At 65.4% G+C, this 23,132-nt stretch carries 23 protein-coding genes; 14 read left to right on the forward strand and 9 right to left on the reverse strand.

Features of this window, described 5'->3' with window-relative positions:
- Positions 1–55 precede the first annotated feature (55 nt).
- From mnmC to KH389_RS19975, 5 genes are all read left to right on the forward strand, one after another.
- On the forward strand, positions 56–2,059 hold the full coding sequence (mnmC, locus tag KH389_RS19955; RefSeq protein ID WP_213606104.1) for a bifunctional tRNA (5-methylaminomethyl-2-thiouridine)(34)-methyltransferase MnmC2/FAD-dependent 5-carboxymethylaminomethyl-2-thiouridine(34) oxidoreductase MnmC1: 2,004 nt from the start codon (positions 56–58) through the stop codon (positions 2,057–2,059).
- 104 nt (positions 2,060–2,163) lie between these two features.
- Positions 2,164–3,951 (forward strand): N-acetylglutaminylglutamine amidotransferase, encoded by a 1,788-nt coding sequence (locus KH389_RS19960; RefSeq protein WP_043862661.1) that lies wholly within the window; start codon positions 2,164–2,166, stop codon positions 3,949–3,951.
- Between the two features lie 3 nt (positions 3,952–3,954).
- Positions 3,955–5,700 (forward strand): N-acetylglutaminylglutamine synthetase, encoded by a 1,746-nt coding sequence (ngg, locus tag KH389_RS19965; protein WP_058541030.1) that lies wholly within the window; start codon positions 3,955–3,957, stop codon positions 5,698–5,700.
- Between the two features lie 22 nt (positions 5,701–5,722).
- Positions 5,723–6,907 carry an osmoprotectant NAGGN system M42 family peptidase gene (locus tag KH389_RS19970; protein ID WP_043862659.1) on the forward strand — a complete coding sequence of 395 codons (1,185 nt, stop codon included), beginning with the start codon at positions 5,723–5,725 and terminating at the stop codon, positions 6,905–6,907.
- Between the two features lie 73 nt (positions 6,908–6,980).
- Entirely contained in the window at positions 6,981–7,214 is a 234-nt protein-coding gene (locus tag KH389_RS19975; protein ID WP_043862658.1) for a YheU family protein, read from the forward strand.
- Here KH389_RS19975 and csrA read toward each other — a convergent pair whose 3' ends face one another.
- From csrA to KH389_RS19990, 3 genes are all read right to left on the reverse strand, one after another.
- A complete protein-coding gene (gene csrA / locus KH389_RS19980; protein WP_043862657.1) occupies positions 7,215–7,403 on the reverse strand; it encodes a carbon storage regulator CsrA in 189 nt (62 codons plus the stop codon).
- Positions 7,404–7,528: 125 nt separating this feature from the next.
- On the reverse strand, positions 7,529–7,861 hold the full coding sequence (locus KH389_RS19985) for a YnfA family protein (RefSeq protein WP_054915866.1): 333 nt from the start codon (positions 7,859–7,861) through the stop codon (positions 7,529–7,531).
- A gap of 48 nt (positions 7,862–7,909) precedes the next feature.
- Positions 7,910–8,725, reverse strand: coding sequence for an SDR family oxidoreductase (locus KH389_RS19990; RefSeq protein WP_213606106.1), 816 nt, complete (start codon positions 8,723–8,725; stop codon positions 7,910–7,912).
- Positions 8,726–8,946: 221 nt separating this feature from the next.
- Here KH389_RS19990 and KH389_RS19995 point away from each other — a divergent pair, with 221 nt between their 5' ends.
- Positions 8,947–9,099, forward strand: a complete 153-nt coding sequence (locus KH389_RS19995; RefSeq protein ID WP_010224169.1) for a DUF3309 family protein — start codon at positions 8,947–8,949, stop codon at positions 9,097–9,099.
- A gap of 68 nt (positions 9,100–9,167) precedes the next feature.
- Here KH389_RS19995 and KH389_RS20000 read toward each other — a convergent pair whose 3' ends face one another.
- The 3 genes from KH389_RS20000 to KH389_RS20010 form a co-directional block, all read right to left on the reverse strand.
- Positions 9,168–10,826 (reverse strand): cation acetate symporter, encoded by a 1,659-nt coding sequence (locus KH389_RS20000; protein ID WP_043862654.1) that lies wholly within the window; start codon positions 10,824–10,826, stop codon positions 9,168–9,170.
- Entirely contained in the window at positions 10,823–11,134 is a 312-nt protein-coding gene (locus KH389_RS20005; RefSeq protein WP_043862653.1) for a DUF485 domain-containing protein, read from the reverse strand. The genes KH389_RS20000 and KH389_RS20005 overlap by 4 nt, the downstream gene beginning before the upstream one ends.
- Before the next feature lie 191 nt (positions 11,135–11,325).
- Positions 11,326–12,174, reverse strand: a complete 849-nt coding sequence (locus KH389_RS20010) for a glycine betaine ABC transporter substrate-binding protein (RefSeq protein ID WP_213606108.1) — start codon at positions 12,172–12,174, stop codon at positions 11,326–11,328.
- A 176-nt stretch (positions 12,175–12,350) separates the two neighbouring features.
- Here KH389_RS20010 and KH389_RS20015 point away from each other — a divergent pair, with 176 nt between their 5' ends.
- Positions 12,351–13,904 carry a glycoside hydrolase family 17 protein gene (locus tag KH389_RS20015; RefSeq protein ID WP_213606110.1) on the forward strand — a complete coding sequence of 518 codons (1,554 nt, stop codon included), beginning with the start codon at positions 12,351–12,353 and terminating at the stop codon, positions 13,902–13,904.
- A gap of 91 nt (positions 13,905–13,995) precedes the next feature.
- On the opposite strand, the gene KH389_RS20020 is transcribed toward KH389_RS20015, so the two are convergent.
- Positions 13,996–14,358 carry a hypothetical protein gene (locus tag KH389_RS20020; RefSeq protein ID WP_123752762.1) on the reverse strand — a complete coding sequence of 121 codons (363 nt, stop codon included), beginning with the start codon at positions 14,356–14,358 and terminating at the stop codon, positions 13,996–13,998.
- A gap of 240 nt (positions 14,359–14,598) precedes the next feature.
- Between KH389_RS20020 and KH389_RS20025 the strand changes: the two genes are divergently transcribed.
- Together KH389_RS20025 and KH389_RS20030 are read left to right on the forward strand one after the other, a co-directional pair.
- Positions 14,599–15,897 (forward strand): serine/threonine protein kinase, encoded by a 1,299-nt coding sequence (locus KH389_RS20025; RefSeq protein WP_043862649.1) that lies wholly within the window; start codon positions 14,599–14,601, stop codon positions 15,895–15,897.
- Positions 15,890–16,675, forward strand: a complete 786-nt coding sequence (locus tag KH389_RS20030; protein ID WP_054915870.1) for an MlaA family lipoprotein — start codon at positions 15,890–15,892, stop codon at positions 16,673–16,675. Before KH389_RS20025 ends, KH389_RS20030 begins: the two co-directional genes overlap by 8 nt.
- A gap of 3 nt (positions 16,676–16,678) precedes the next feature.
- Here KH389_RS20030 and KH389_RS20035 read toward each other — a convergent pair whose 3' ends face one another.
- Together KH389_RS20035 and KH389_RS20040 are read right to left on the reverse strand one after the other, a co-directional pair.
- Positions 16,679–17,845: a patatin-like phospholipase family protein gene (locus KH389_RS20035; RefSeq protein WP_213606112.1), complete on the reverse strand. Its 1,167-nt coding sequence runs from the start codon at positions 17,843–17,845 to the stop codon at positions 16,679–16,681.
- 114 nt (positions 17,846–17,959) lie between these two features.
- A complete protein-coding gene (locus tag KH389_RS20040) occupies positions 17,960–18,880 on the reverse strand; it encodes a lipid A biosynthesis lauroyl acyltransferase (RefSeq protein ID WP_043862646.1) in 921 nt (306 codons plus the stop codon).
- Between the two features lie 111 nt (positions 18,881–18,991).
- Here KH389_RS20040 and minC point away from each other — a divergent pair, with 111 nt between their 5' ends.
- From minC to KH389_RS20065, 5 genes are all read left to right on the forward strand, one after another.
- Positions 18,992–19,759, forward strand: coding sequence for a septum site-determining protein MinC (gene minC, locus KH389_RS20045; RefSeq protein ID WP_054915872.1), 768 nt, complete (start codon positions 18,992–18,994; stop codon positions 19,757–19,759).
- A 98-nt stretch (positions 19,760–19,857) separates the two neighbouring features.
- A complete protein-coding gene (gene minD / locus KH389_RS20050) occupies positions 19,858–20,670 on the forward strand; it encodes a septum site-determining protein MinD (RefSeq protein WP_043862644.1) in 813 nt (270 codons plus the stop codon).
- Between the two features lie 3 nt (positions 20,671–20,673).
- On the forward strand, positions 20,674–20,928 hold the full coding sequence (gene minE / locus KH389_RS20055; protein ID WP_019693048.1) for a cell division topological specificity factor MinE: 255 nt from the start codon (positions 20,674–20,676) through the stop codon (positions 20,926–20,928).
- Positions 20,929–21,024: 96 nt separating this feature from the next.
- Positions 21,025–21,660, forward strand: a complete 636-nt coding sequence (locus tag KH389_RS20060; RefSeq protein ID WP_054914663.1) for an RluA family pseudouridine synthase — start codon at positions 21,025–21,027, stop codon at positions 21,658–21,660.
- 145 nt (positions 21,661–21,805) lie between these two features.
- Positions 21,806–23,095, forward strand: coding sequence for a M18 family aminopeptidase (locus KH389_RS20065; RefSeq protein WP_054914664.1), 1,290 nt, complete (start codon positions 21,806–21,808; stop codon positions 23,093–23,095).
- The last annotated feature ends 37 nt before the right edge of the window (positions 23,096–23,132 follow it).

Below are 23,132 nucleotides of genomic sequence, written 5' to 3' on the forward strand. Positions count from 1 at the left end.
CCTTTGTCGCAAGGCGATCGGCTAGAATGCACGCTTCGCTGTTGCCGAGCCGAACATGAACGACACCCCCGCCACCCCGACCCAGTACGCCCAGATCGAGTGGGATGAACAGGGCCGCCCGTATTCACGCCAGTACGACGACATCTATTTCTCCAAGGAGCAGAGCCTGGAGGAAACCCGTCATGTGTTCATCGAGCAGAACGACCTGCGCCAGCGCTTCGCCGCGATGGCCGACGGCAGTTGCCTGGTGATCGGGGAAACCGGCTTCGGCACCGGCCTGAACTTCTTCTGCGCCTGGCAGGTGTTCGCCGACTGTGCACCGGCCGGGGCACGCCTGCATTTCGTCAGCGTCGAAAAATACCCCCTCAGCCATGCCGACCTGGCCAAGGCCCTGGCCCTGTGGCCCGAGCTGACGCCGTTCAGCCAGCCACTGCTGGCGCAGTACGTGGCGGTGCACGAAGGTTTCCAGCAGTTCGTCTTCGACCAGGGTCGGGTGACCCTGACCCTGATGATCGGCGATGCGCGGGAACAGCTGCCGCAGTTGGACGCCCCCATCGACGCCTGGTTTCTCGATGGCTTTGCCCCGGCCAAGAACCCCGACATGTGGACCCCCGAGCTGTTCGCCCAGCTCGGCCGCCTGTCGGCGCCGGGTGCCACCCTTGGCACCTTCACCAGCACCGGCTGGGTGCGTCGCGGGCTGATTGCGGTGGGCTTCAAGATGAAGCGCATTCCGGGTATCGGCAAAAAATGGGAAGTGCTGCGCGGCGCATTCACCGGCTGGCCTGCCGAGCAAGCGCCGCTCGCGCCGGTTGCCCCATGGTTCGCGCGCCCCGCGCCGCTGGCCGGCCCCCGCGAGGCGCTGGTGATCGGCGCCGGCCTGGCCGGTTGCACCACCGCCGCCAGCCTGGCGGCGCGCGGCTGGCAGGTACGCCTGCTGGAGCGCCACGCCGCCCCTGCCGGTGAAGCCTCGGGCAACCCCCAGGGCGTGCTGTACCTGAAGCTGTCGGCCCACGGCACCGCGCTGTCGCGGCTGATCGTCGCCGGCTTCGGCTACACCCGCCGCCTGCTCGAACAGTTGCAGCGCGGCACCGACTGGGACGCCTGCGGGGTGCTGCAACTGGCCTTCGACGACAAGGAAGACCAGCGCCAGATCAAGCTCGACCAGGCGTTCAGCGACACCCTGCTGCAGCGCCTCGACCAGCCGCAGGCCGAAGCCGTGGCCGGGGTCGGCCTGCCCAGTGGCGGTCTGTACTACCCCGAGGGCGGCTGGGTGCATCCGCCCGCGCTGTGCCAATGGCAGGCCGGGCAACCGAACATCACCCTGCTGCCCCACCATGACGTGGTACAGCTGCGCAAGGTCGACGGCTTGTGGCAGGCATGGGACGGCGAGCGCCTGCTGGCCAGCGCGCCGCTGGTGGTGCTGGCCAGCGCAGCGGACATCCATCGTTTCGAGCCGTGCGCCGAGCTGCCGCTCAAGCGCATCCGCGGGCAGATCACCCGCCTGCCGGCCACCAACGCCAGCCGCGCGCTGGGCACCGTGGTGTGCGCCGACGGTTACGTCGCGCCGCCGCGCCTGGGCGAACACACCCTGGGGGCGAGCTTCGACTTCCACAGCACCGACCTCGCCCCCACCGCTGCCGAACATGCGAGCAACCTGGAGCTGCTGCGGGAAATCTCCGGCGACCTGGCAGAACGCCTTGGCGCTGCCGAGCTGGAACCTGCCAGCCTGCAGGGCCGCGCGGCGTTTCGCTGCACCAGCCCCGACTACCTGCCGATCGTCGGCCCGTTGGCCGACAAGGCGGCGTTCAACCAGGCGTATGCCGTGCTCGGCAAGGACGCGCGACAGCTGCCGGACAGTTCGTGCCCCTGGCTGGAGGGGCTGTATGTGAACAGCGGCCATGGTTCGCGCGGCCTGATCACCGCGCCTCTGGCGGGTGAACTGATCGCCGCCTGGGTCGACAACGCACCCTTGCCGGTGCCGCGCGACGTGGCCGAGGCCTGCCACCCGAATCGTTTCATGTTGCGCGAACTGATACGCGGCAAGGGCAAGCAAGGCTGAAGGCTTATAACAGATTGATCTAAAACTCACAGGATCCGCACCGGTCAGTTCCTATGTGCCCGAATTCAGGGCACCTTCCCCAACGGAAAAACCGGTAAGGACTTATGTGCGGATTAGCTGGAGAGTTTCGTTTCACCCCTGTAGCCAACACACCACGCCCGGCGGACCTGGCCGCGGTCGAACGGATGACCCATCACCTGGCGCCCCGCGGCCCGGATGCCTGGGGCTTCCATAGCCAGGGGCCCATCGCCCTGGGCCATCGGCGCCTGAAGATCATGGACCTGTCCGACGGCTCGGCCCAGCCCATGATCGACAGTCAGCTGGGCCTGTCGCTGGCGTTCAACGGCGCTATCTACAACTTCCCCGAGCTGCGCGCCGAACTCGAAAGCCTGGGCTATGCCTTCTACTCGGACGGCGACACCGAAGTGCTGCTCAAGGGCTACCACGCCTGGGGCGCCGATCTGCTGCCGCGCCTGAACGGCATGTTCGCCCTGGCGATCTGGGAACGTGACAGCCAGCAGCTGTTCCTCGCCCGCGACCGCCTGGGGGTCAAGCCGCTGTACCTGTCGCGCACCGGCGAACGCCTGCGCTTCGCATCGAGCCTGCCGGCCCTGCTCAAGGGTGGCGACATCAACCCGGTGCTCGACCCGGTGGCACTCAACCACTACCTGAACTTCCACGCCGTGGTGCCCGCCCCGCGGACCCTGCTGGCGAACATCGAAAAGCTGCCACCGGCCACCTGGATGCGCATCGACGCCCAGGGCCGCGCCGAGCAGCACGTGTGGTGGAACCTGCACTACGGCCCACGCACCGATGAACAGCACCTGACCCTGGAAGACTGGCGCGACCGCGTGCTCGACAGCACCCGCGAAGCCGTTGCAATCCGTCAGCGCGCGGCCGTGGATGTCGGCGTGCTGCTCTCGGGCGGCGTCGACTCCAGCCTGCTGGTCGGCCTGCTGCGCGAAGTCGGGGTCGAGGACCTGTCGACCTTCTCCATCGGCTTCGAAGATGCCGGCGGCGAACGTGGCGACGAGTTCCAGTATTCGGACCTGATCGCCAAGCACTACGGCACCCGCCACCACCAGTTGCGCATCGACGAGCGCGAAATCATCGAGCAACTGCCGGCCGCGTTCCGCGCCATGAGCGAGCCGATGGTCAGCCACGACTGCATCGCCTTCTACCTGCTCTCGCGGGAAGTGGCCAAGCACTGCAAGGTGGTGCAGAGCGGCCAGGGTGCCGACGAGCTGTTCGCCGGCTACCACTGGTACCCGCAGGTGGACGGCGCCAAGGACCCGTACGCGGCCTACCGCGAGGCCTTCTTCGACCGCAGCTACGACGAGTACCGCGACACCGTACAGCCGGCCTGGCTGCTGGGCAATGACGCCGCCGGCGACTTCGTGCGCCAGCACTTCGCCCAGCCCGGCGCCAGCGCGGCAGTCGACAAGGCCCTGCGCCTGGACAGCACGGTGATGCTGGTCGACGACCCGGTCAAACGGGTCGACAACATGACCATGGCCTGGGGCCTGGAGGCTCGCACGCCGTTCCTCGACTACCGGCTGGTGGAGCTGTCGGCGCGGGTGCCGGCCCAGTTCAAGCTGCCCGATGGCGGCAAGCAGGTGCTCAAGGAAGCCGCGCGACTGGTCATCCCCAGTGAAGTCATCGACCGCAAGAAGGGCTACTTCCCGGTACCGGGCCTCAAGCATCTGCAAGGCGCCACCCTGGACTGGGTACGCGAGCTGCTGCTGGACCCGAGCCAGGACCGCGGCCTGTTCAACCCGGCCATGCTCGACCGCCTGCTCAGCGACCCGCATGGGCAACTGACGCCGCTGCGCGGCTCCAAGCTGTGGCAACTGGCCGCGCTGAACCTGTGGCTCAGCGAACAAGGAATCTGATCGATGAAAGCCCATGCCTCACCCTATGGCCAGCGCCTGCTGCGCGGCCAGGTGCCGTCCTATGAACGCCTGCAGGCGCAACTGGCCGGCGACGGCAGCGACCCGCACGACCAGCCGCGCTGGCTGCATTGCGGTTGGGGCCGGCTGCTGATCGGCCACACCTACCCCGACCCGGCCAGCCTGGCGGCGGCCCTGGCCAAGGAGCAGCCCGGCGAGCGCGATATCGCGCTGTACGTGGCCGCCCCCCAGCAGGTACTGGCCCAGGCGCCGCAACAGCTGTTTCTCGACCCCTCCGACACCTTGCGCCTGTGGTTCAGCGACTACCGCCAGGCGCAGCGGGTGTTTCGCGGCTTTCGTATCCGCCGCGCACAGAGCGACAGCGACTGGGCAGCCATCAACGAGCTGTACGTGGCCCGTGGCATGCTGCCGGTCGACCCGGCGCTGATCACTCCGCGCCACCAGGGCGGCCCGGTGTACTGGCTGGCCGAAGACGAGGACAACGGTGCGGTGATCGGCAGCGTGATGGGGCTGAATCATCAAAAGGCCTTCGACGACCCGGAGCACGGCAGCAGCCTGTGGTGCCTGGCCGTGGACCCCAACTGCACCCGGCCCGGGGTCGGCGAAGTACTGGTACGCCACCTGATCGAACACTTCATGAGCCGCGGGCTGAGCCACCTCGACCTGTCGGTGCTGCACGACAATCGCCAGGCCAAGCGGCTGTACGCCAAGCTGGGCTTTCGCACCCTGCCCACCTTCGCGGTCAAGCGCAAGAACGGCATCAACCAGCCGCTGTTCCTGGGGCCGGGGCCGGAGGCCGGGCTCAACCCCTATGCGCGGATCATCGTCGAGGAAGCCTACAAGCGCGGCATCGATGTGCAGGTGGACGATGCCACCGCCGGGCTGTTCACCCTCAACCACGGCGGACGCCGGGTGCGCTGCCGCGAGTCGCTCAGCGACCTGACCACCGCCGTGAGCATGACCCTGTGCCAGGACAAGAGCCTGACCCACAAGGTGCTCGAAGCCGCCGGCCTGAGCCTGCCGGCGCAACAGCTGGCGGGCAACGCCGCCGACAACCTGGCCTTTCTGGAAGACCACGGCGCGGTGGTGGTCAAGCCGCTGGATGGCGAACAGGGCAACGGCGTGGCGGTCAACCTGACCTGCCTGCAAGACCTGGACGCCGCCATCGAGCACGCGCGCCAATACGACAGCCGCGTGCTGCTGGAAAGCTTTCATGAAGGGCTGGACCTGCGCATCGTGGTCATCGGCTACGAGGTGGTGGCCGCAGCGATTCGTCACCCGGCCTCGATCGTCGGCGACGGCCAGCACGCCATCGGTGCGCTGATCGAAGCCCAGAGCCGCAGGCGCCAGGCCGCCACCGGTGGCGAAAGCAAGATCCCGCTCGACGCCGAAACCCAGCGCACCCTGCACGCCGCCGGGGTCGACTACGACACCATTCTGCCCGCCGGCCAGCGCCTGGCCGTGCGGCGTACCGCCAACCTGCACACCGGCGGCTGCCTGGAAGACGTCACCGCACGCCTGCACCCGACCCTGGTGGATGCCGCCGTGCGGGCCGCCCGCGCCCTGGACATTCCGGTGGTCGGCCTGGACCTGATGGTCAAGGCCGCCGACCAGCCCGACTACGTGTTCATCGAAGCCAATGAACGGGTCGGTCTGGCCAACCACGAACCCCAACCCACTGCCGAACGCTTCGTCGACCTGCTGTTCCCGCACAGCCGGCCGGTGCCGTGACAACGCCCCACGAGGAGTCCGCATGCCTGATCAATTGCCCGAACCGGACCTGACCTATCTGCAGAAGGTCCTGCTGGAAATGCTCGCCATCCCCAGCCCCACCGGCTTCACCGACACCATCGTGCGCTACGTGGCCGAGCGCCTGGAAGAACTGGGTATCCCCTTCGAGCTGACCCGGCGCGGCACCATCCGCGCCACCCTCAAGGGCCGCAAGAGCTCGCCCGACCGCGCCGTTTCGGCGCACCTGGACACCATCGGCGCCAGCGTGCGCACCTTGCAGGACAACGGCCGTCTGGGCCTGGCCCCGGTCGGCTGCTGGTCGAGCCGTTTCGCCGAGGGCAGCCGGGTCAGCGTGTTCACCGACACCGGCGTGTTTCGCGGCAGCGTGCTGCCGCTGATGGCCAGCGGGCACGCCTTCAATACCGCGGTCGACCAGATGCCGGTCAGCTGGGAGCACGTCGAGCTGCGCCTGGATGCCTACTGCACCACCCGCGCCGACTGTGAAACCCTGGGCATCGGCATCGGTGACTTCGTGGCCTTCGACCCGTTGCCCGAGTTCACCGAAAGCGGCCATATCAGCGCCCGTCACCTGGACGACAAGGCCGGCGTCGCGGCGCTGCTGGCCTCGCTCAAGGCCATCGTCGAAAGCGGCATCCAGCCACAGATCGACTGCCATCCGCTGTTCACCATCACCGAAGAAACCGGCTCGGGGGCCGCCGCCGCATTGCCGTGGGACGTCAGCGAATTCGTCGGCATCGACATCGCCCCGGTCGCCCCCGGCCAGCACTCCAGCGAACACGCGGTCAGCGTGGCCATGCAGGACTCCGCCGGCCCCTACGACTACCACCTGTCGCGCCACCTGCTGAGCCTGGGCCGCGAGCACAACCTGCCGGTGCGCCGCGACCTGTTCCGCTACTACTTCAGCGACGCGCATTCGGCGATCACCGCCGGGCATGACATCCGTACCGCGCTGCTGGCGTTCGGCTGCGACGCCACCCACGGCTACGAGCGCACCCATATCGACAGCCTGGCTGCCCTCAGCCGCCTGCTCAGCGCCTACCTGCTCAGCCCGCCGGTGTTCGCCAGCGATTCCAAGCCCACCGGCAGTTCGCTGGAAAGCTTCAGCCACCAGCTGGAACACGACGCACAAATGGAAAGTGATACCCGCGTACCGGCGGTGGACAGCCTGGTTGGCCAAAAAGGCTAGCCACATGCAGGCCACATGCAGGAAAGGTTTCGCGTAGCATGTGCGAAACCTTTCCTGATTCTGTAGCTTTTTTATGTTGATACCCTACGACCAGCTCGAAGCCGACACCCTCACCCGCCTGATCGAAGACTTCGTCACCCGCGACGGTACCGACAATGGCGACGACACCCCGCTGGAAACCCGTGTACTGCGCGTGCGCCAGGCGCTGGCCAAGGGGCAGGCGGTGATCCTGTTCGACCTGGACAGCCAGCAGTGCCAACTGCTCGCCAGGCATGAAGTGCCCCGCGAGCTGCTCGACGATCAGTGATCAGGCGCCCAGGCCGCCCTTGCCCAGTTGCTCGGCGATACGCCGATAGATTTCTGCACGGTGCACCTCCACATCGCGTGGTGCGCAGATGCCGAAACGCACCGTGTTGCCGTCTACCGACAGCACCTTGATCTTGATGTCGTCATCGATGGTGATGACCTCGCCGACTTCGCGCCCTATGACCAGCATTCTCCAATCCTCCACATCAGGGGAGAGTGAAGACTGAACCGGGTGCTGAAACGGTTCAACGCTCTGACAGGCAAATAGACAATTCCCACAACTTTGCGGGAATTTGCCTACAAGATCCTACCCGCTCAGCTGTTTTGCAAACGTGGTCCGATCACGATGATGGTGGCGCCGATCACGCACAGCAGCGCACCGAGCCAGTCGCTGCCCATCGGCCGGGCACGCTCCACCACCGCCAGCCACAGCAGCGAAGTGACAATATAGATGCCGCCATAGGCGGCGTAGGCGCGCCCGGCGTAGGCCGCCTCGACGCGGGTCAGCAGCAGGCCGAACAGGGTCAGGCTGAGCAGCGCGGGGGCGATCCACCAGCCGCTCTTGCCCAGCCGCAGCCACATGTAGAAGGCATAACAGCCGGCGATCTCGAACACCGCCGCCAGAAAGAACCACACATAATTCATCACGTCCGCTGCTACCCGCGCAAAAGCGCCTAGCATACCGTAGCGAACAGCCTACGCCTGCGTCTGACGCCCCTTGGCACGCATTCGCACGGCCATCTCGGCCATTTCGTCATACAGCGCCTGCGGGTCGCGCTGCTTGAGCTGCCAGGCCAGGCACCCCTGCTCGTGGGGCAGAATCATGAAGTCACCGCGCGCCACCCCCTCGTAGATATAGCCGGCAATGTCGCTGGCGCTGATCGGCGAGCTTTCCAGCAGTTTGCCCACCTGGGCCTTCATTGCCGGGGTGGGGCCGCGGAACGAATCCAGCAGGTTGGTCTGGAAGAACGACGGGCACACCACGTGCACCGCCACCTGCTGCTGGCGCAGCTCCACCAGCAGGCTTTCGGACAGCGCCACCACCCCGGCCTTGGCCACGTTGTAGTTGCTCATGGCCGGCCCCTGCATCAGCGCCGCCATGGACGCGATGTTGATGATGCGGCCCTTGCTGCGTTCGAGCAGCGGCAGGAACGCCTTGCAGCCCTTGACCACGCCCATCAGGTTGATCGCGATCTGCCAGTCCCAGTCTTCCAGCGACAGCTCGGCAAAAAAACCGCCCGACGCCACCCCGGCGTTGTTGACGATCACATCGATGCCGCCGAGCTTTTCTTCGCAGGCCTGGGCCAGGGCGGTGAGCTGGCTGTAGTCGCGCACGTCGCAACGCTGGACGAAGCCCTCGCCGCCCGCCTCGCGCACCAGCGCGAGGGTCTGCTGCAGGCCGGCCTCACCGATGTCGCTCAGGGCCAGTTGCCAACCCTCGCGGGCCCAGCGTAGGGCAATCTCGCGGCCAAGGCCGGACCCGGCGCCAGTGATCATCATGCGGTTTTGCATAGCCGGATGCCTTGTTCCTGAAGTTGAAGGCCAGTGTAGCGAAGGGTGCAGCGACGCCCACGCTGTATCAGGATGCTGAATGGCGCGGGCAAACACATATCGAACTAAACTTTTAGTTGCCTGTGGGAGTCCGAATTAACAGGCGGACATGAACGTCATGACCGAAGAGATGGATCGCAACTGCACACGCTGATTACCGTACTCAACAAAAGGACTCTGCCATGGGCACCATACTTATCATCATCCTGATTTTGCTGTTGATCGGTGGCTTACCCGTTTTCCCGCACTCCAGAAGTTGGGGCTACGGCCCGTCCGGCATCATTGGTACCGTGCTGATCATCCTGTTGATCCTGTTGTTGCTCGGCAAGATATAGAAACCCGGGGGTGCAATGGCTCCCACATAAAAAAACGGCCCGAAGGCCGTTTTTTTATTGCTCAGGACTCAGTGCGAAACAGCACCGCTTGCCCCCAGGCCGGTTTGCGACCGGACAAACTGCGGGAAGAACAGCGCACGCTCGTCATCCGCTGCCTTGGACTTGTCGGTAACCGAGAAGAACCAGATACCGGCAAAGGCAATCAGCATCGAGAACAGCGCCGGGTACTCATACGGGTAGATGGCTTTCTCGTGACCCAGGATCTGCACCCAGATGGTCGGACCGAGCACCATCAGGCCCACCGCACTTACCAGCCCCATCCAGCCGCCGATCATGGCGCCACGGGTGGTCAGCTTCTTCCAGTACATCGAAAGCAGCAGTACCGGGAAGTTGCAGCTGGCCGCGATCGAGAACGCCAGGCCGACCATGAACGCGATGTTCTGGCTTTCGAACAGGATACCCAGGCCGATGGCCAGCACACCCAGTGCGACGGTGGTGATCTTCGACACGCGGATCTCGTCCTTGTCGTTGACCTTGCCCTTGCGCCATACGCTGGCATACAGGTCATGGGACACCGCCGAGGCACCGGCCAGGGTCAGGCCGGCAACCACTGCCAGGATGGTGGCGAAGGCCACTGCCGAGATGAAGCCCAGGAAGATGCTGCCGCCCACGGCGTCGGCCAGGTGCACCGCAGCCATGTTGTTGCCGCCCAGCAAGGCGCCTGCCGCGTCCTTGAAGTCCGGGTTGGTGCTCACCAGCAGGATCGCGCCGAAGCCGATGATGAAGGTCAGGATGTAGAAGTAGCCGATGAAGCCGGTTGCATACAGCACGCTCTTGCGCGCTTCCTTGGCGTCGCTCACGGTGAAGAAGCGCATCAGGATGTGCGGCAGGCCAGCGGTACCGAACATCAGCGCCAGGCCCAGCGAGAACGCGGAGATCGGGTCTTTGACCAGGCCGCCCGGGCTCATGATCGCCTCACCCTTGGGGTGAACCTTGATCGCTTCGGAGAACAGCGCATTGAAGTCGAAGTTGACGTGCTTCATCACCATCAGCGCCATGAAGCTGGCACCGGACAGCAGCAGCACCGCCTTGATGATCTGTACCCAGGTGGTTGCGAGCATGCCGCCGAACAGCACGTACATGCACATCAGGATACCCACCAGGATGACCGCCACGTGGTAGTCCAGGCCGAACAGCAGCTGGATCAGCTTGCCGGCGCCGACCATCTGCGCGATCAGGTAGAACGCCACCACCACCAGCGAGCCGGAGGCCGACAGGGTGCGGATCTGCTTTTGCCCGAGGCGATACGAGGCCACGTCGGCAAAGGTGTACTTGCCCAGGTTGCGCAGGCGTTCGGCGATCAGGAACAGAATGATCGGCCAGCCCACCAGGAAGCCGATCGAGTAGATCAGGCCATCGTAGCCGGAGGTGTATACCAGTGCGGAAATACCCAGGAAGGAGGCTGCCGACATGTAGTCGCCGGCAATCGCCAGGCCGTTCTGGAAGCCCGTGATTCGCCCGCCTGCGGCGTAGTAGTCAGAAGCGGACTTGTTGCGCTTGGAAGCCCAGTAGGTGATGCACAGGGTGGCACCGACGAAGGCGACGAACATCAGGATCGCCGAGACGTTCAGGGGTTGTTTGTGCACCTCGCCGGTCAGGGCGTCGGCGGCCCAGACGGCAGGCGCGAAAGCGCCAAAGGCCAGTGTTGCCAGTAGACGCCGGATCATTGCTGAGCCTCCTTCAGGATCGCGTTGTTCAGCTCGTCGAACTCACCATTGGCACGACGTACGTAGATGCCGGTCAGCACGAAAGCCGAAACGATCAGACCCACACCCAGCGGGATACCCCAGGTAATCGAGGAGCCGGGGCTGAGCTTGGCACCCAGAATCTGCGGGCCGTAGGCAATCAACAGGATAAAGGCGGCGTAGAGGCCGAGCATGATCGCCGAGAGAATCCAGGCGAAGCGTTCACGTTTTGAAACCAGCTCCTTGAACCGCGGGCTGTTTTGTATCGAGAGATAAATGCTGTCGTTCATTGTTTTTGTCCTCGCAGCACAGATTGGGTAGTACCACGCCACTTTATGCTGCCTTGGGACGCACTCCAGACGACCTTAGTCTTAGATGTAAAACTCTTTTACCGGCTACGTAACAGCCGCCCATGCAAAGGGCCGCGCGGTGGCAAAACACCGCGCGGCCCTGGAAGGTGCCAGATAGAGGCCTCAGGCCATTATTTTGCGGTCCACTCGGCGACCCGCTCGGGGTGCTTGGCGACCCACTCCTTCGCCGCAGCGTCCGGCTTTGCGCCTTCCTGGATGGCCAGCATGACTTCGCCGATCTCGTCCTTGGATTGCCACGAGAACTTCTTCAGGAACGCTGCGACTTCCGGCGCCTTCGTATCGAGTTCCTTGCTGCCGATGCTGTTGACCGTCTCGGCGGCGCCGTACACGCCTTTGGGGTCTTCGAGAAAACGCAGCTTCCACTTGGCGAACATCCAGTGCGGCACCCAGCCGGTGACCACGATGGGCTGCTGCTTGGCGTAGGCGCGCCCCAGTTCAGAGGTCATGGCAGCGCCGGAGCTGGCCTGCAGCTTGTAGCCGGCAAGGTCGTAGTCCTTGATCGCCTGGTCGGTCTTGAGCATCACCCCGGACCCGGCGTCGATGCCGACGATCTTCTTCTTGAAGCCGGCATCGCTTCCGAGGTCGGCGATCGACTGCGCCTGGACGTATTCGGGCACGATCAGGCCAATCCTGGCGTCCCTGAAGTTGGGGCCGTAGTCGACCACGTTGTCCTTGTTCTTGGCCCAGTATTCGCCATGGGTCACCGGCAGCCAGGCCGACAGCATCGCATCGAGCTTTCCGGTGGCCACCCCCTGCCACATGATGCCGGTGGCCACCGGCATCAGCTTGACGTCATAACCGAGCTTCTGCTTGATCACCTCGGCCGCCACATGGGTGGTCGCCACGCTGTCGGACCACCCATCGACGTAGCCGATGCTTACTTCCTTGGCCATGGCCAGGCTGGTACCCATGGCCAGTATCAGGGCAGTGCCCGCCCCCAGGAGTCGTCGCATTTTCATCAAGGCATCCCCTCGTCACGTCACGGAACCTGCATCATCAACCGCCACTGGCGGCCAACCTGCTCTGTCAGCGACGTCGAAACATCGAGAAACGACATCACAACGCCAGCCAGGCCCGCTACCGGCCGGCATTTGCAGGTAGTATTGGCGGCTTTGTTTCCTGACCGGTCCGCGCCATGCCCTCGACTGCCCGCTTCCCGCTGCTGCCCTACCTGTTTGCCTGCCTGCTTGGCCTGTTCGCGTTGGGCGGGCTCTGGTACGGGCTCGGCAAGCCGGTATCGCTGCCGGACGCCGCCAGCCCCACGCACAAGCTGCAATGTGTCTCCTACACGCCCTTCGACAAGGACCAGTCGCCGTTCGACCAGCCCTTCACCCTGCGCCCGGAGCGCGTGGAGGCTGACCTCGCCCTGCTTGCACAGCGCTTCGAATGCATCCGCACCTACTCGATGACGGGCCTGGAAGCGATCCCGCAGCTGGCGCGCAAGTACGGCCTGAAGGTGATGTTCGGGGCCTGGGTGAGTGCCGACCCGCTGGTCACGGCCAAGGAAATCAAGGCCCTGATCGCCACCGCCAATGCCAACCCGGACATCACCCGCGCCGTGATCGTGGGCAACGAGGTGCTGTTGCGCAAGGAAGTGACGGGCGATCACCTGGCCGATCTGATCCACCAGGTGAAAAGCCAGGTGCAGGTACCGGTGACCTACGCCGACGTGTGGGAGTTCTGGCTGCAGCACCCACAGATCGCGCCGCAGGTGGACTTCGTGACCATTCACCTGCTGCCCTACTGGGAAGATGATCCCAAGGGCATCGACGAAGCGCTGGCCCACGTTGGCGAGATCCGCCAGGTGTTCGGCAACCGCTTCGCGCCCAAGGACGTGATGATCGGCGAAACCGGCTGGCCCAGCGAAGGGCGCCAGCGCGAGACCGCCCTGCCCAGCCGGGTCAACGAAGCGCGCTTCATTCGCGGGTTCGTCGCCATGGCCGAGCAGAATGGCTGGCATTACAACCTGATCGAAGCCTTCGACCAGCCGTGGAAGCGCGCCAGCGAAGGCGCGGTGGGCGGTTACTGGGGGCTGTACGATGCCGACCGGCAGGACAAGGGCATACTCGAAGGCCCGGTGAGCAACCTGCCGTTCTGGCCGCAGTGGCTGGGCATCGGCGTGCTGCTGTTCGCCGCCACCCTGGCCCTGGCCGGGCCGGTGCGCGGCGTGCGTGGCGCCCTGGCGCTGCCCTTGCTGGCCGCACTGGGGGCCGCCAGCCTGGGGTTGTGGGGCGAGCTGGTACGGGTCAACAGCCGCTTCGTTGGCGAGTGGTTGTGGGCCGTGCTGCTGGCGGGGCTCAACCTGGTGGTACTGTCCCATGGCGCGCTGGCGCTGGCACAGCGCAGTGGCTGGCGTGAGCGCCTGTTCGCCTGGCTGCAGGCGCGTGCCGGCTGGTGGGTGATGGCGGCCGGCTTCGCGGCGGCGGTGAGCATGCTGGCGCTGGTGTTCGACCCGCGCTACCGCAGCTTCCCGAGCCCGGCGCTGGTGCTGCCGGCGGTGGTGTACCTGCTGCGACCGGTGCGGGTAGCGCGCGCCGAGGTGGCCTTGCTGACCTTCATCGTCGGCGCCGGGATTGCGCCGCAGCTGTTCATCGAGGGCTTGAGCAGCCAGCAGGCGCTGGTGTGGGCCCTGGTGAGCGCGCTGATGACCGCGGCGCTGTGGCGCTGCCTGCGGATCAGGCAGGGCTGAGCGTCGGCTCTTCGCCGGCAAGGCCGGCTCTGCAGGGAGACGTTGAACCCGGTAGGCGTCGGCCTTGCCGGCGAACGATACAGCGTGAGCCTCAGGCCGAGCGCCGCACCAGCCGCAACCCCGCCAGCACCAGCGCGAACGCCGCCAGGCTCACGGTGTACAGCGCCAGTGCCGGCAGCCCGAACACCAGTGACAGCACCGCCAGCCACCAGCCGGCCCGACGCGGCACCAGCGTCGCCACCACGGCCAACCCCAGGGCGACCCAGCCCAGCACCCGCAAGTGGATCATCAGGCCCAGCGTGGCGCGCAACTGGCACTCCCAGCTCACCTGGGGCGAGCTGCACACACCGACCCACCTGACATCCTCCATGAAGCCGTAACGCACCCCATAGCAGGCCGCAGCCCACAGCGACAGGCACACAAGCAAGGCAATCAGCGGCAAACGGCGGGACATGACAACTCCGGAAACAGGAAAACGGCGCCCAGCATAATCCCCCACCGGGCCTGTGCAAGGCAAAAGCGGCGGCCTGAGCTACTTTTATCAGCAAAGAAACAAAACCCGCTGTTGCCCTGGCACTGGCCCGCACGGCAACATCGGGGACGGTAAATGCCGGGGCACAAGGCAACTTTGCCGATAGCACGAGTGTCCTAGCCTGCAGTACACACTTTGCCTTGCCTTTCCTGGGGATCCGTCATGCTTCGATCACTGCGCCTTGCTGCCCTGCTGGGTGGCCTCTTGATGAGTGCGGCCGCGTCTGCGGTGGATGTCGATGCGGCCACCTATGGCTACCCGCTGACCAATCCCTTCGAGGCGACGATCGCCTCCACACCGCCCGACCTGCGCCCCGAACTGCCGACCGACGATGACATCGATCAGTCCGACTACAGCCTCAACCTGCGCCCCGAACGCGAGTTCACCCTTCCGGACAACTTCTGGGCGGTCAAGAAGCTGCGCTATCGCCTGGCCCGGCAGGACCACGAGGCGCCGCTGATCTTCCTGATCGCTGGTACCGGCGCGCCCTACACCAGCAGCCTCAACGAGTACCTCAAGCGCCTCTACTACAAGGCCGGCTACCACGTGGTGCAGCTGTCCTCGCCCACCAGCTTCGACTTCATCAGCGCCGCCTCGCGCTTCGCCACCCCGGGCGTGAGCGCCGAAGACGCCGAAGACCTGTACCGGGTGATGCAGGGCGTGCGCGCCCAGCACCCGCGCCTGCCTGTCAGCGAGTACTACCTCACCGGCTACAGCCTCGGTGCCCTCGACGCAGCCTTCGTCAGCCACCTGGACGAAACCCGGCGCAGCTTCAACTTCAAGCGCGTGCTGCTGCTCAACCCGCCGGTCAACCTCTACACCTCGATCAGCAACCTCGACAAGCTGGTGCAGACCGAGGTCAAGGGCGTGAACAACAGCACCACCTTCTATGAACTGGTGCTGACCAAGCTCACCCGCTACTTCCAGCAAAAAGGCTACATCGACCTCAACGACGCGCTGCTCTACGACTTCCAGCAGTCGCGCCAGCACCTGAGCAACGAGCAGATGGCGATGCTGATCGGCACCTCGTTCCGCTTCTCGTCCGCCGATATCGCCTTTACCTCCGACCTGATCAACCGCCGCGGCCTGATCACCCCGCCCAAGTACCCGATCACCGAAGGCAGCAGCCTCACGCCGTTCTTCAAGCGTGCGCTGCAATGCGACTTCGACTGCTACCTGACCGAGCAGGTCATCCCCATGTGGCGCGCGCGCACCGATGGCGGCAGCCTGCTGCAGCTGATCGACCAGGTGAGCCTGTATGCCCTCAAGGACTACCTGCAAAACAGCCCGAAAATCGCCGTGATGCACAACGCCGACGATGTGATCCTGGGCCCCGGCGACATCGGCTTTCTGCGCAGCACCTTTGGCGACCGCCTGACCCTGTACCCGCATGGCGGGCACTGCGGCAATATCAATTACCGCGTCAACAGCGACGCGATGCTGGAGTTTTTCCGTGGTTAAAAAACTTCTGATCGTGACGGCGTTGCTCGCCGCAGGCCTGGTACAGGCCGATGAGATCCCGGCGCGAGCCAGCGTGATCGAAGCCGACGGCTTCACCGATCCGCTCAAGGAACTCAAGTTCAACCCCGGCCTGGACCAGCGCGAGTTCGAGCGTTCGACCCTGACCGCGCTGAACGTCTACGACCCGTTCGAGTCGGTGAACCGCCGGCTGTACCACTTCAACTACCGCTTCGACCAGTGGGTGTTCCTGCCGGTGGTCAATGGCTACCGCTACATCACCCCAAGCTTCGTGCGCACCGGGGTCAGCAACTTCTTCAGCAACCTGGGCGATGTGCCCAACCTGCTCAACAGCCTGCTGCAGTTCAAGGGCAAGCGCTCGATGGAGATCACCGCGCGCCTGCTGTTCAACACCACCCTGGGCGTCGCCGGCCTGTGGGACCCGGCGACCAAGATGGGGCTGCCGCACCAGAGCGAAGACTTCGGCCAGACCCTGGGCTTCTATGGCGTGCCGGACGGCCCGTACCTGATGCTGCCGATCCTGGGCCCGTCGAACCTGCGCGACACCGGCGGGCTGGTGGTGGACTACAGCGCCGAGAACTGGATCAACTTCCTCAACATGGCCGAGGTCAGCAGCGACAACCCGGAAGTCTGGGTACTGCGCGCCATCGACAAGCGCTATACCACCAGCTTTCGCTACGGCCAGCTGAACTCGCCGTTCGAGTATGAAAAGGTGCGCTACGTGTACACCGAGGCACGCCGCCTGCAGATCGCCGAGTAGCGCTCAGGGCCGGGGCAGCGGCAGGCCGAGAAAGCGGCACAGCTCGCCCTGCTTGGTCAGCGCGTCGCGCCGGCCCAGTTCGATCAGCTCGCTGCAATAGCCGGCTTCGAACAACAGGTAGCTGAGCACCCCGGCGCCGCTGGTCTTGGTCGCCCCCGGGCCGCGCAGGAACATGCGCAGCGCGGCGGGCAGTTCACGCCGATGGCGGGCGGCGATCTCGTCCAGCGGCTGGCTGGGCGCAACCACCAGCACCTCCACCGGGGCCAGGCCCAGGCGCCGGGGCTGCACGTCGCTGGGCAGCAGGTGGCTCAGGTGGTTGAGCCGCTGCAACAGCTCCAGGTCGTCTTCCAGGCTGTCGATGAACGTGCTGTTGAGCAGGTGCCCGCCGATCTGCGCCAGGCTCGGCTGCTTGCCGCTGAACACCCGCTCGCGTGGATCACCCGGCGTCGGCCCCTGGGGGTTGCCGCTGACCCCCACCACCAGCACGCGGTTGGCGCCCAGGTGCAGCGCCGGGCTGATCGGCGCCGACTGGCGCACCGCACCGTCACCATAGAATTCGTGGCCCAGCCTGATCGGCGCAAACAGCAACGGGATGGCCGAACTGGCCAGCAGGTGCTCGACGCTCAGGCGGGTCGGCATGCCGATGCGTCGATGGCGCAGCCACGGGTCGATGGCGCCCTTGCCCTGGTAGAAGGTCACCGCCTGGCCCGACTCGTAGCCGAACGCGGTCACCGCCACCGCGCGCAGGTGCTGCTGGTCGATGGCATGACCGATGCCGTCCAGGTCCAGGTGCTGGTTGATCAGTTTGCGCAGCGGCGAGCTGTCGAGCAGCGCCACCGGTACCTGGGCCCCCAGGCCCAGCAGGCTGTGGCCGACGAAGCGGCTGGCCTGGCGGATCACCCCGGGCCAGTCGCTGCGCAGTACCTGGTGGCTGCGAAAGCCCTGCCAGAAGCCGGTGAGGCGGCGGATGGCGTCGGCAAAATGCATCGCACCGCTGGCCAGGGTCACCGCATTGATGGCCCCGGCCGAGGTGCCGACGATCACCGGGAACGGGTTGCCGGCGCCGGCGGGCAGCAGGTCGGCGATGCCGGCGAGCACGCCGACCTGGTAGGCGGCACGAGCGCCACCGCCCGAGAGGATCAGGCCGGTGACCGGTTGGGGTGCTGGCATGGGGTACTCCCTGAGATCCCTATCGACTGCATCGCGGGCCAAGCCCGCTCCCACAGGTTTGTGGCTACCCTTGTGGGAGCGGGCTTGACCCGCGATAGCCACCCCACGATTGTCCTAATACAGCTTGGGCGCCCCCGGCGGGCGCGACTTGAAGCGTCGGTGTGCCCACAGGTACTGCTCGGGGCATTCACGCAGCACCGACTCGATCCACTGGTTGATGCGCAGACAGTCGGCCTCTTCGCTCTCCCCCGGAAAATCCTGCAGCGGCGCATGGATCACCAGCCGGTAGCCACTGCCGTCCGCCAGGCGCTGCTGGGTGAACGGGATCACCCGCGCCCGCCCCAGGCGGGCGAACTTGGTGGTGGCGGTCACGGTAGCCGCCTCGATCCCGAACAGCGGCACGAACACGCTCTGCTTGGCGCCGTAGTCCTGGTCGGGCGCATACCAGATGGCGCGCCCCGAGCGCAGCAGCTTGAGCATGCCGCGCACGTCCTCGCGCTCCACGGCCAGCGAGTCGAGGTTGTGCCGCTCGCGCCCACGGCGCTGCACGAAGTCGAACAACGGGTTCTTGTGCTCGCGGTACATGCCATCGATGGTGTGTTCCTGGCCCAGCAGCGCCGCACCGATCTCCAGCGTGGTGAAGTGCAGGGCCATCAGGATGGCCCCCTGCCCGTCACGCTGCGCCGCCTGCAGGTGCTCCAGCCCCTCGATGTGCGCCAGGCGCGCCAACCGGGCCTTTGGCCACCACCAGCTCATGGCCATTTCGAAGAAGGCGATGCCGGTGGAAGCGAAGTTTTCCTTGAGCAGACGGGTTCGTTCGACAGACGGTAATTCGGGGAAACACAGTTCCAGGTTGCGCGCAGCAATGCGTCGACGGTCACCGGCAACACGGTACATCAGCGCGCCCAGCAGGCGGCCCAGCACCAGCAAAGCCCGGTAGGGCAGCTGCACGATCAGCCACAGCAGGGCCAGGCCCAGCCACAGCGGCCAGAAGCGTGGATGAAGAAAATAAAGGCGAAAACGCGGGCGATCCATTAAACATTCCGCAAAGACGATGGCCGGGCATTCTACAACGGTTCGCTGCGGGTTGCGGCTAACCGGCGTTCTCGTTATAAGTCTGAGCACTTTTTCGTAACAAGCTGCCTTATGCCAACCATGAGCCAAACCCAGACGCCAGACCAAGCCCCCGTGTTCCAGCTCAAGGGCAGCATGCTCGCCATCACGGTGCTCGAGCTTGCGCAGAACGACCTCGAAGGCCTCGATCGGCAACTGGCGGCCAAAGTCGCCCAGGCCCCCAACTTCTTCAGCAACACCCCGCTGGTGCTGGCGCTGGACAAGCTGCCGGCCGGCGAAGGCGCGGTCGACCTGCCCGGGCTGATGCGCGTATGCCGCCACCATGGCCTGCGCACCCTGGCCATTCGCGCCAGCCGTATCGAGGACATCGCCGCCGCCATTGCCATCGACCTGCCGGTGCTGCCGCCGTCCGGTGCCCGCGAACGTGCGCTGGAGCCTGCGGTGGAGGTGCCACCGGCGCCCAAGCCAGAGCCGGCCCCGGCCCCGGCCCCGCCGCCGGAGCCTGCGGTAAAACCGACAAAAATCATCACCTCGCCGGTGCGTGGCGGCCAACAGATCTATGCTCAGGGCGGCGACCTGGTGGTACTGGCTTCGGTCAGCCCCGGTGCGGAACTTCTGGCCGATGGCAACATCCATGTTTACGGCGCGATGCGCGGTCGCGCCCTCGCCGGTATCAAGGGCAACACCAGGGCACGTATTTTCTGCCAGCAGCTAACCGCCGAAATGGTCTCGATCGCCGGGCAGTACAAGGTGGCCGAAGACCTGCGTCGCGACCCGTTGTGGGGGGCCAACGTGCAGGTCAGCCTGTCCGGTGACGTGTTGAACATCACCCGTCTTTAACGGATACTTGCCGCCATTTTCAGCGCAACTTTTCCATATGTTGCCGGTTTGGATATTTCTGGGACCTCAACGTCCTTTTTCTTTAGGGGTGATACACCTTGGCCAAGATTCTAGTGGTTACATCCGGCAAGGGTGGTGTGGGTAAGACCACCACCAGCGCCGCTATCGGTACCGGCCTCGCACTGCGCGGCCACAAGACGGTCATCGTCGACTTCGACGTCGGCCTGCGTAACCTCGATCTGATCATGGGCTGCGAACGCCGCGTGGTGTACGACTTCGTCAACGTGGTCAACGGCGAAGCCAACCTGCAGCAGGCCCTGATCAAGGACAAGCGCCTCGAGAACCTGTACGTGCTGGCCGCCAGCCAGACCCGTGACAAGGATGCCCTCACGCTCGAAGGCGTGGAGCGGGTCCTGATGGAGCTCAAGGAGCAATTCGAATACGTGGTCTGCGACTCGCCGGCCGGTATCGAGAAAGGCGCCCACCTGGCCATGTACTTCGCCGACGAAGCCATCGTGGTGACCAACCCGGAAGTCTCCTCGGTACGTGACTCGGACCGCATGCTGGGCCTGCTGGCCAGCAAGTCGCGCCGTTCCGAACGCAACGAAGACCCGATCAAGGAACACCTGCTGATCACCCGCTACCATCCAGAGCGCGTGAGCAAGGGCGAAATGCTCGGTGTCGAGGACGTCAAGGAAATCCTCGCCGTCGCGCTGCTGGGCGTGATCCCCGAATCCCAGGCGGTGCTCAAGGCATCCAACCAGGGTGTGCCGGTGATCCTCGACGACCAGAGCGATGCCGGCCAGGCCTACAGCGACACCGTCGACCGCCTGCTGGGCAAAACCGTGGAACACCGGTTCCTCGATGTACAGAAGAAGGGATTCTTCGAGCGCCTGTTTGGAGGCAACTGACCAATGAACCTTTTTGACTTCTTTCGTGCCAACAAAAAAGTAAGCACCGCGTCGGTTGCGAAAGAGCGTCTACAGATCATCGTGGCGCACGAGCGCGGCCAGCGCAGTACTCCGGACTACCTGCCAGCCTTGCAGAAGGAACTGGTCGAGGTGATCCGCAAGTACGTCAACATCGGCTCGGATGATGTGCACGTCGCTCTGGAGAACCAGGGCAGCTGCTCCATCCTGGAACTCAATATCACCCTGCCCGATCGTTGATCGGCGCACAGGGGTAACCTGCCACGGCGGCGGCCGGGCCCGGGCTCATACAGCCCGGGCCCGGCCGCCGCCGTTGGCGTTTGCAGAGAACACGCAATGCCGCTGTCCAACGTTCACATCCTTCACCAGGATGCCGCCATCCTGGTGGTCAACAAGCCGACCCTGCTGCTGTCCGTGCCGGGGCGCGCCGACGACAACAAGGATTGCCTGATCACCCGCCTGCAGGAAAACGGCTACCCCGACGCCCTGATCGTGCACCGTCTGGATTGGGAAACCTCGGGGATCATCCTGCTGGCGCGCGACGCCGACAGCCACCGCGAGCTGTCGCGCCAGTTCCATGACCGTGAAACCGAGAAGGCCTACACCGCACTGTGCTGGGGCCAGCCTGCGCTGGACAGCGGCAGCATCGACCTGCCGTTGCGCTACGACCCGCCCACCAAGCCACGGCACGTGGTGGACCACGAGCAGGGCAAGCATGCGTTGACCTTCTGGCGCATCGTCGAGCGCTGTGGCGATCATTGCCGGGTGGAGCTCACGCCGATTACCGGGCGTTCGCACCAGTTGCGCGTGCACATGCTGTCGATCGGGCATCCGCTGCTGGGGGATCGACTGTACGCCTACCCCGAGGCCCTGGCAGCGCATGAGCGGTTGTGTCTGCATGCCAGCATGCTGAGCTTCACCCACCCGGTGAGCGGCGAGCGACTGCGCTTCGAGTGCCCGGCGCCGTTCTGATACACCGCGGCGCGGCCATCGCGGGTCAGCCCGCTCCCACAACGATCACCCTGAACGCTGTGGGAGCGGGCTTGCCCCGCGATAGGGCCCACGCAAATCCGTGATCAATACGTTAAACTCGCGCCACTGCTGTCTGGAGTGACCTATGCGCGATGCACTGAACCAAGGCCTGATCGACTTTCTCAAGGCCTCCCCCACGCCGTTCCACGCCACCGCCAGCCTGTCGCAGCGCCTCGAGGCCGCCGGCTACCAGCGCCTGGACGAACGTGACAGCTGGGCCACCACGCCCGGCGGACGCTACTACCTGACCCGCAACGACTCCTCGATCATTGCCATCAAGCTCGGCCGCCATTCGCCGCTGCTCGACGGCATTCGCCTGGTCGGCGCCCACACCGACAGCCCCTGCCTGCGCGTCAAGCCACAGCCCGAACTGCAGCGCCAGGGCTTCTGGCAGCTGGGCGTGGAAGTCTACGGTGGCGCCCTGCTGGCCCCCTGGTTCGACCGCGACCTGTCGCTGGCCGGGCGCGTGACCTTCCGCCGCGACGGCAAGGTCGAAAGCCAGCTGATCGACTTCAAGCAGCCCATCGCGGTGATCCCCAACCTGGCGATCCACCTCAACCGCAGCGCCAACGAAGGCTGGGCGATCAACCCGCAGACCGAGCTGCCACCGATCCTGGCCCAGGTGGCCGGTGACGAGCGCGTCGACTTTCGCGCCCTGCTCACCGAGCAACTGGCCCGCGAACATGGCCTGAACGCCGACGTGGTGCTGGACTACGAGTTGAGCTTCTACGACACCCAGGATGCCGCCGTGGTCGGCCTGCATGGCGACTTCATCGCCGGCGCGCGGCTGGACAACCTGCTGTCGTGCTACGCCGGCCTGCAGGCCCTGCTGGCCGCCGACAGCGACGAGACCTGTGTACTGGTGTGCAACGACCACGAAGAGGTCGGCTCCAGCTCCGCCTGCGGCGCCGACGGCCCGATGCTGGAACAGACCCTGCGCCGCCTGCTGCCCGACGGTGACGATTTCGTCCGGGCCATCCAGCGCTCGCTGCTGGTGTCGGCCGACAATGCCCACGGCGTGCACCCCAACTACGCCGACCGGCACGACGGCAACCACGGGCCCAAGCTCAACGCCGGCCCGGTGATCAAGGTCAACAACAACCAGCGCTACGCCACCAACAGCGAAACCGCCGGTTTCTTCCGCCACCTGTGCATGGCCGAGGAAGTGCCTGTGCAGAGCTTCGTGGTGCGCAGCGACATGGGCTGCGGCTCGACCATCGGCCCGATCACCGCCAGCCACCTGGGTGTGCGCACGGTGGACATCGGCCTGCCGACGTTTGCCATGCACTCGATCCGCGAGCTGTGCGGCAGCCAGGACCTGGCGCACCTGGTCAAGGTGCTGACCGCGTTCTACCTGAGCCGCGATCTGCCCTGACCTGACAGGCCTGCGCCCACAGCACTGCGGTGATCGC

It is taken from the genome of Pseudomonas qingdaonensis (genome assembly GCF_018398475.1).
GTDB lineage: Bacteria > Pseudomonadota > Gammaproteobacteria > Pseudomonadales > Pseudomonadaceae > Aquipseudomonas > Aquipseudomonas palmensis.

Bases quoted from the DNA above. Each gene is read 5' to 3' on its own strand.
- mnmC (WP_213606104.1), top strand. From the start codon at position 56: ATGAACGACACCCCCGCCACCCCGACCCAGTACGCCCAGATCGAGTGG.
- KH389_RS19960 (WP_043862661.1), top strand. From the start codon at position 2,164: ATGTGCGGATTAGCTGGAGAGTTTCGTTTCACCCCTGTAGCCAACACA.
- ngg (WP_058541030.1), top strand. From the start codon at position 3,955: ATGAAAGCCCATGCCTCACCCTATGGCCAGCGCCTGCTGCGCGGCCAG.
- KH389_RS19970 (WP_043862659.1), top strand. From the start codon at position 5,723: ATGCCTGATCAATTGCCCGAACCGGACCTGACCTATCTGCAGAAGGTC.
- KH389_RS19975 (WP_043862658.1), top strand. From the start codon at position 6,981: ATGTTGATACCCTACGACCAGCTCGAAGCCGACACCCTCACCCGCCTG.
- csrA (WP_043862657.1), bottom strand. From the start codon at position 7,403: ATGCTGGTCATAGGGCGCGAAGTCGGCGAGGTCATCACCATCGATGAC.
- KH389_RS19990 (WP_213606106.1), bottom strand. From the start codon at position 8,725: ATGCAAAACCGCATGATGATCACTGGCGCCGGGTCCGGCCTTGGCCGC.
- KH389_RS19995 (WP_010224169.1), top strand. From the start codon at position 8,947: ATGGGCACCATACTTATCATCATCCTGATTTTGCTGTTGATCGGTGGC.
- KH389_RS20000 (WP_043862654.1), bottom strand. From the start codon at position 10,826: ATGATCCGGCGTCTACTGGCAACACTGGCCTTTGGCGCTTTCGCGCCT.
- KH389_RS20005 (WP_043862653.1), bottom strand. From the start codon at position 11,134: ATGAACGACAGCATTTATCTCTCGATACAAAACAGCCCGCGGTTCAAG.
- KH389_RS20010 (WP_213606108.1), bottom strand. From the start codon at position 12,174: ATGAAAATGCGACGACTCCTGGGGGCGGGCACTGCCCTGATACTGGCC.
- KH389_RS20015 (WP_213606110.1), top strand. From the start codon at position 12,351: ATGCCCTCGACTGCCCGCTTCCCGCTGCTGCCCTACCTGTTTGCCTGC.
- KH389_RS20020 (WP_123752762.1), bottom strand. From the start codon at position 14,358: ATGTCCCGCCGTTTGCCGCTGATTGCCTTGCTTGTGTGCCTGTCGCTG.
- KH389_RS20025 (WP_043862649.1), top strand. From the start codon at position 14,599: ATGCTTCGATCACTGCGCCTTGCTGCCCTGCTGGGTGGCCTCTTGATG.
- KH389_RS20035 (WP_213606112.1), bottom strand. From the start codon at position 17,845: ATGCCAGCACCCCAACCGGTCACCGGCCTGATCCTCTCGGGCGGTGGC.
- KH389_RS20040 (WP_043862646.1), bottom strand. From the start codon at position 18,880: ATGGATCGCCCGCGTTTTCGCCTTTATTTTCTTCATCCACGCTTCTGG.
- minC (WP_054915872.1), top strand. From the start codon at position 18,992: ATGCCAACCATGAGCCAAACCCAGACGCCAGACCAAGCCCCCGTGTTC.
- minE (WP_019693048.1), top strand. From the start codon at position 20,674: ATGAACCTTTTTGACTTCTTTCGTGCCAACAAAAAAGTAAGCACCGCG.
- KH389_RS20060 (WP_054914663.1), top strand. From the start codon at position 21,025: ATGCCGCTGTCCAACGTTCACATCCTTCACCAGGATGCCGCCATCCTG.
- KH389_RS20065 (WP_054914664.1), top strand. From the start codon at position 21,806: ATGCGCGATGCACTGAACCAAGGCCTGATCGACTTTCTCAAGGCCTCC.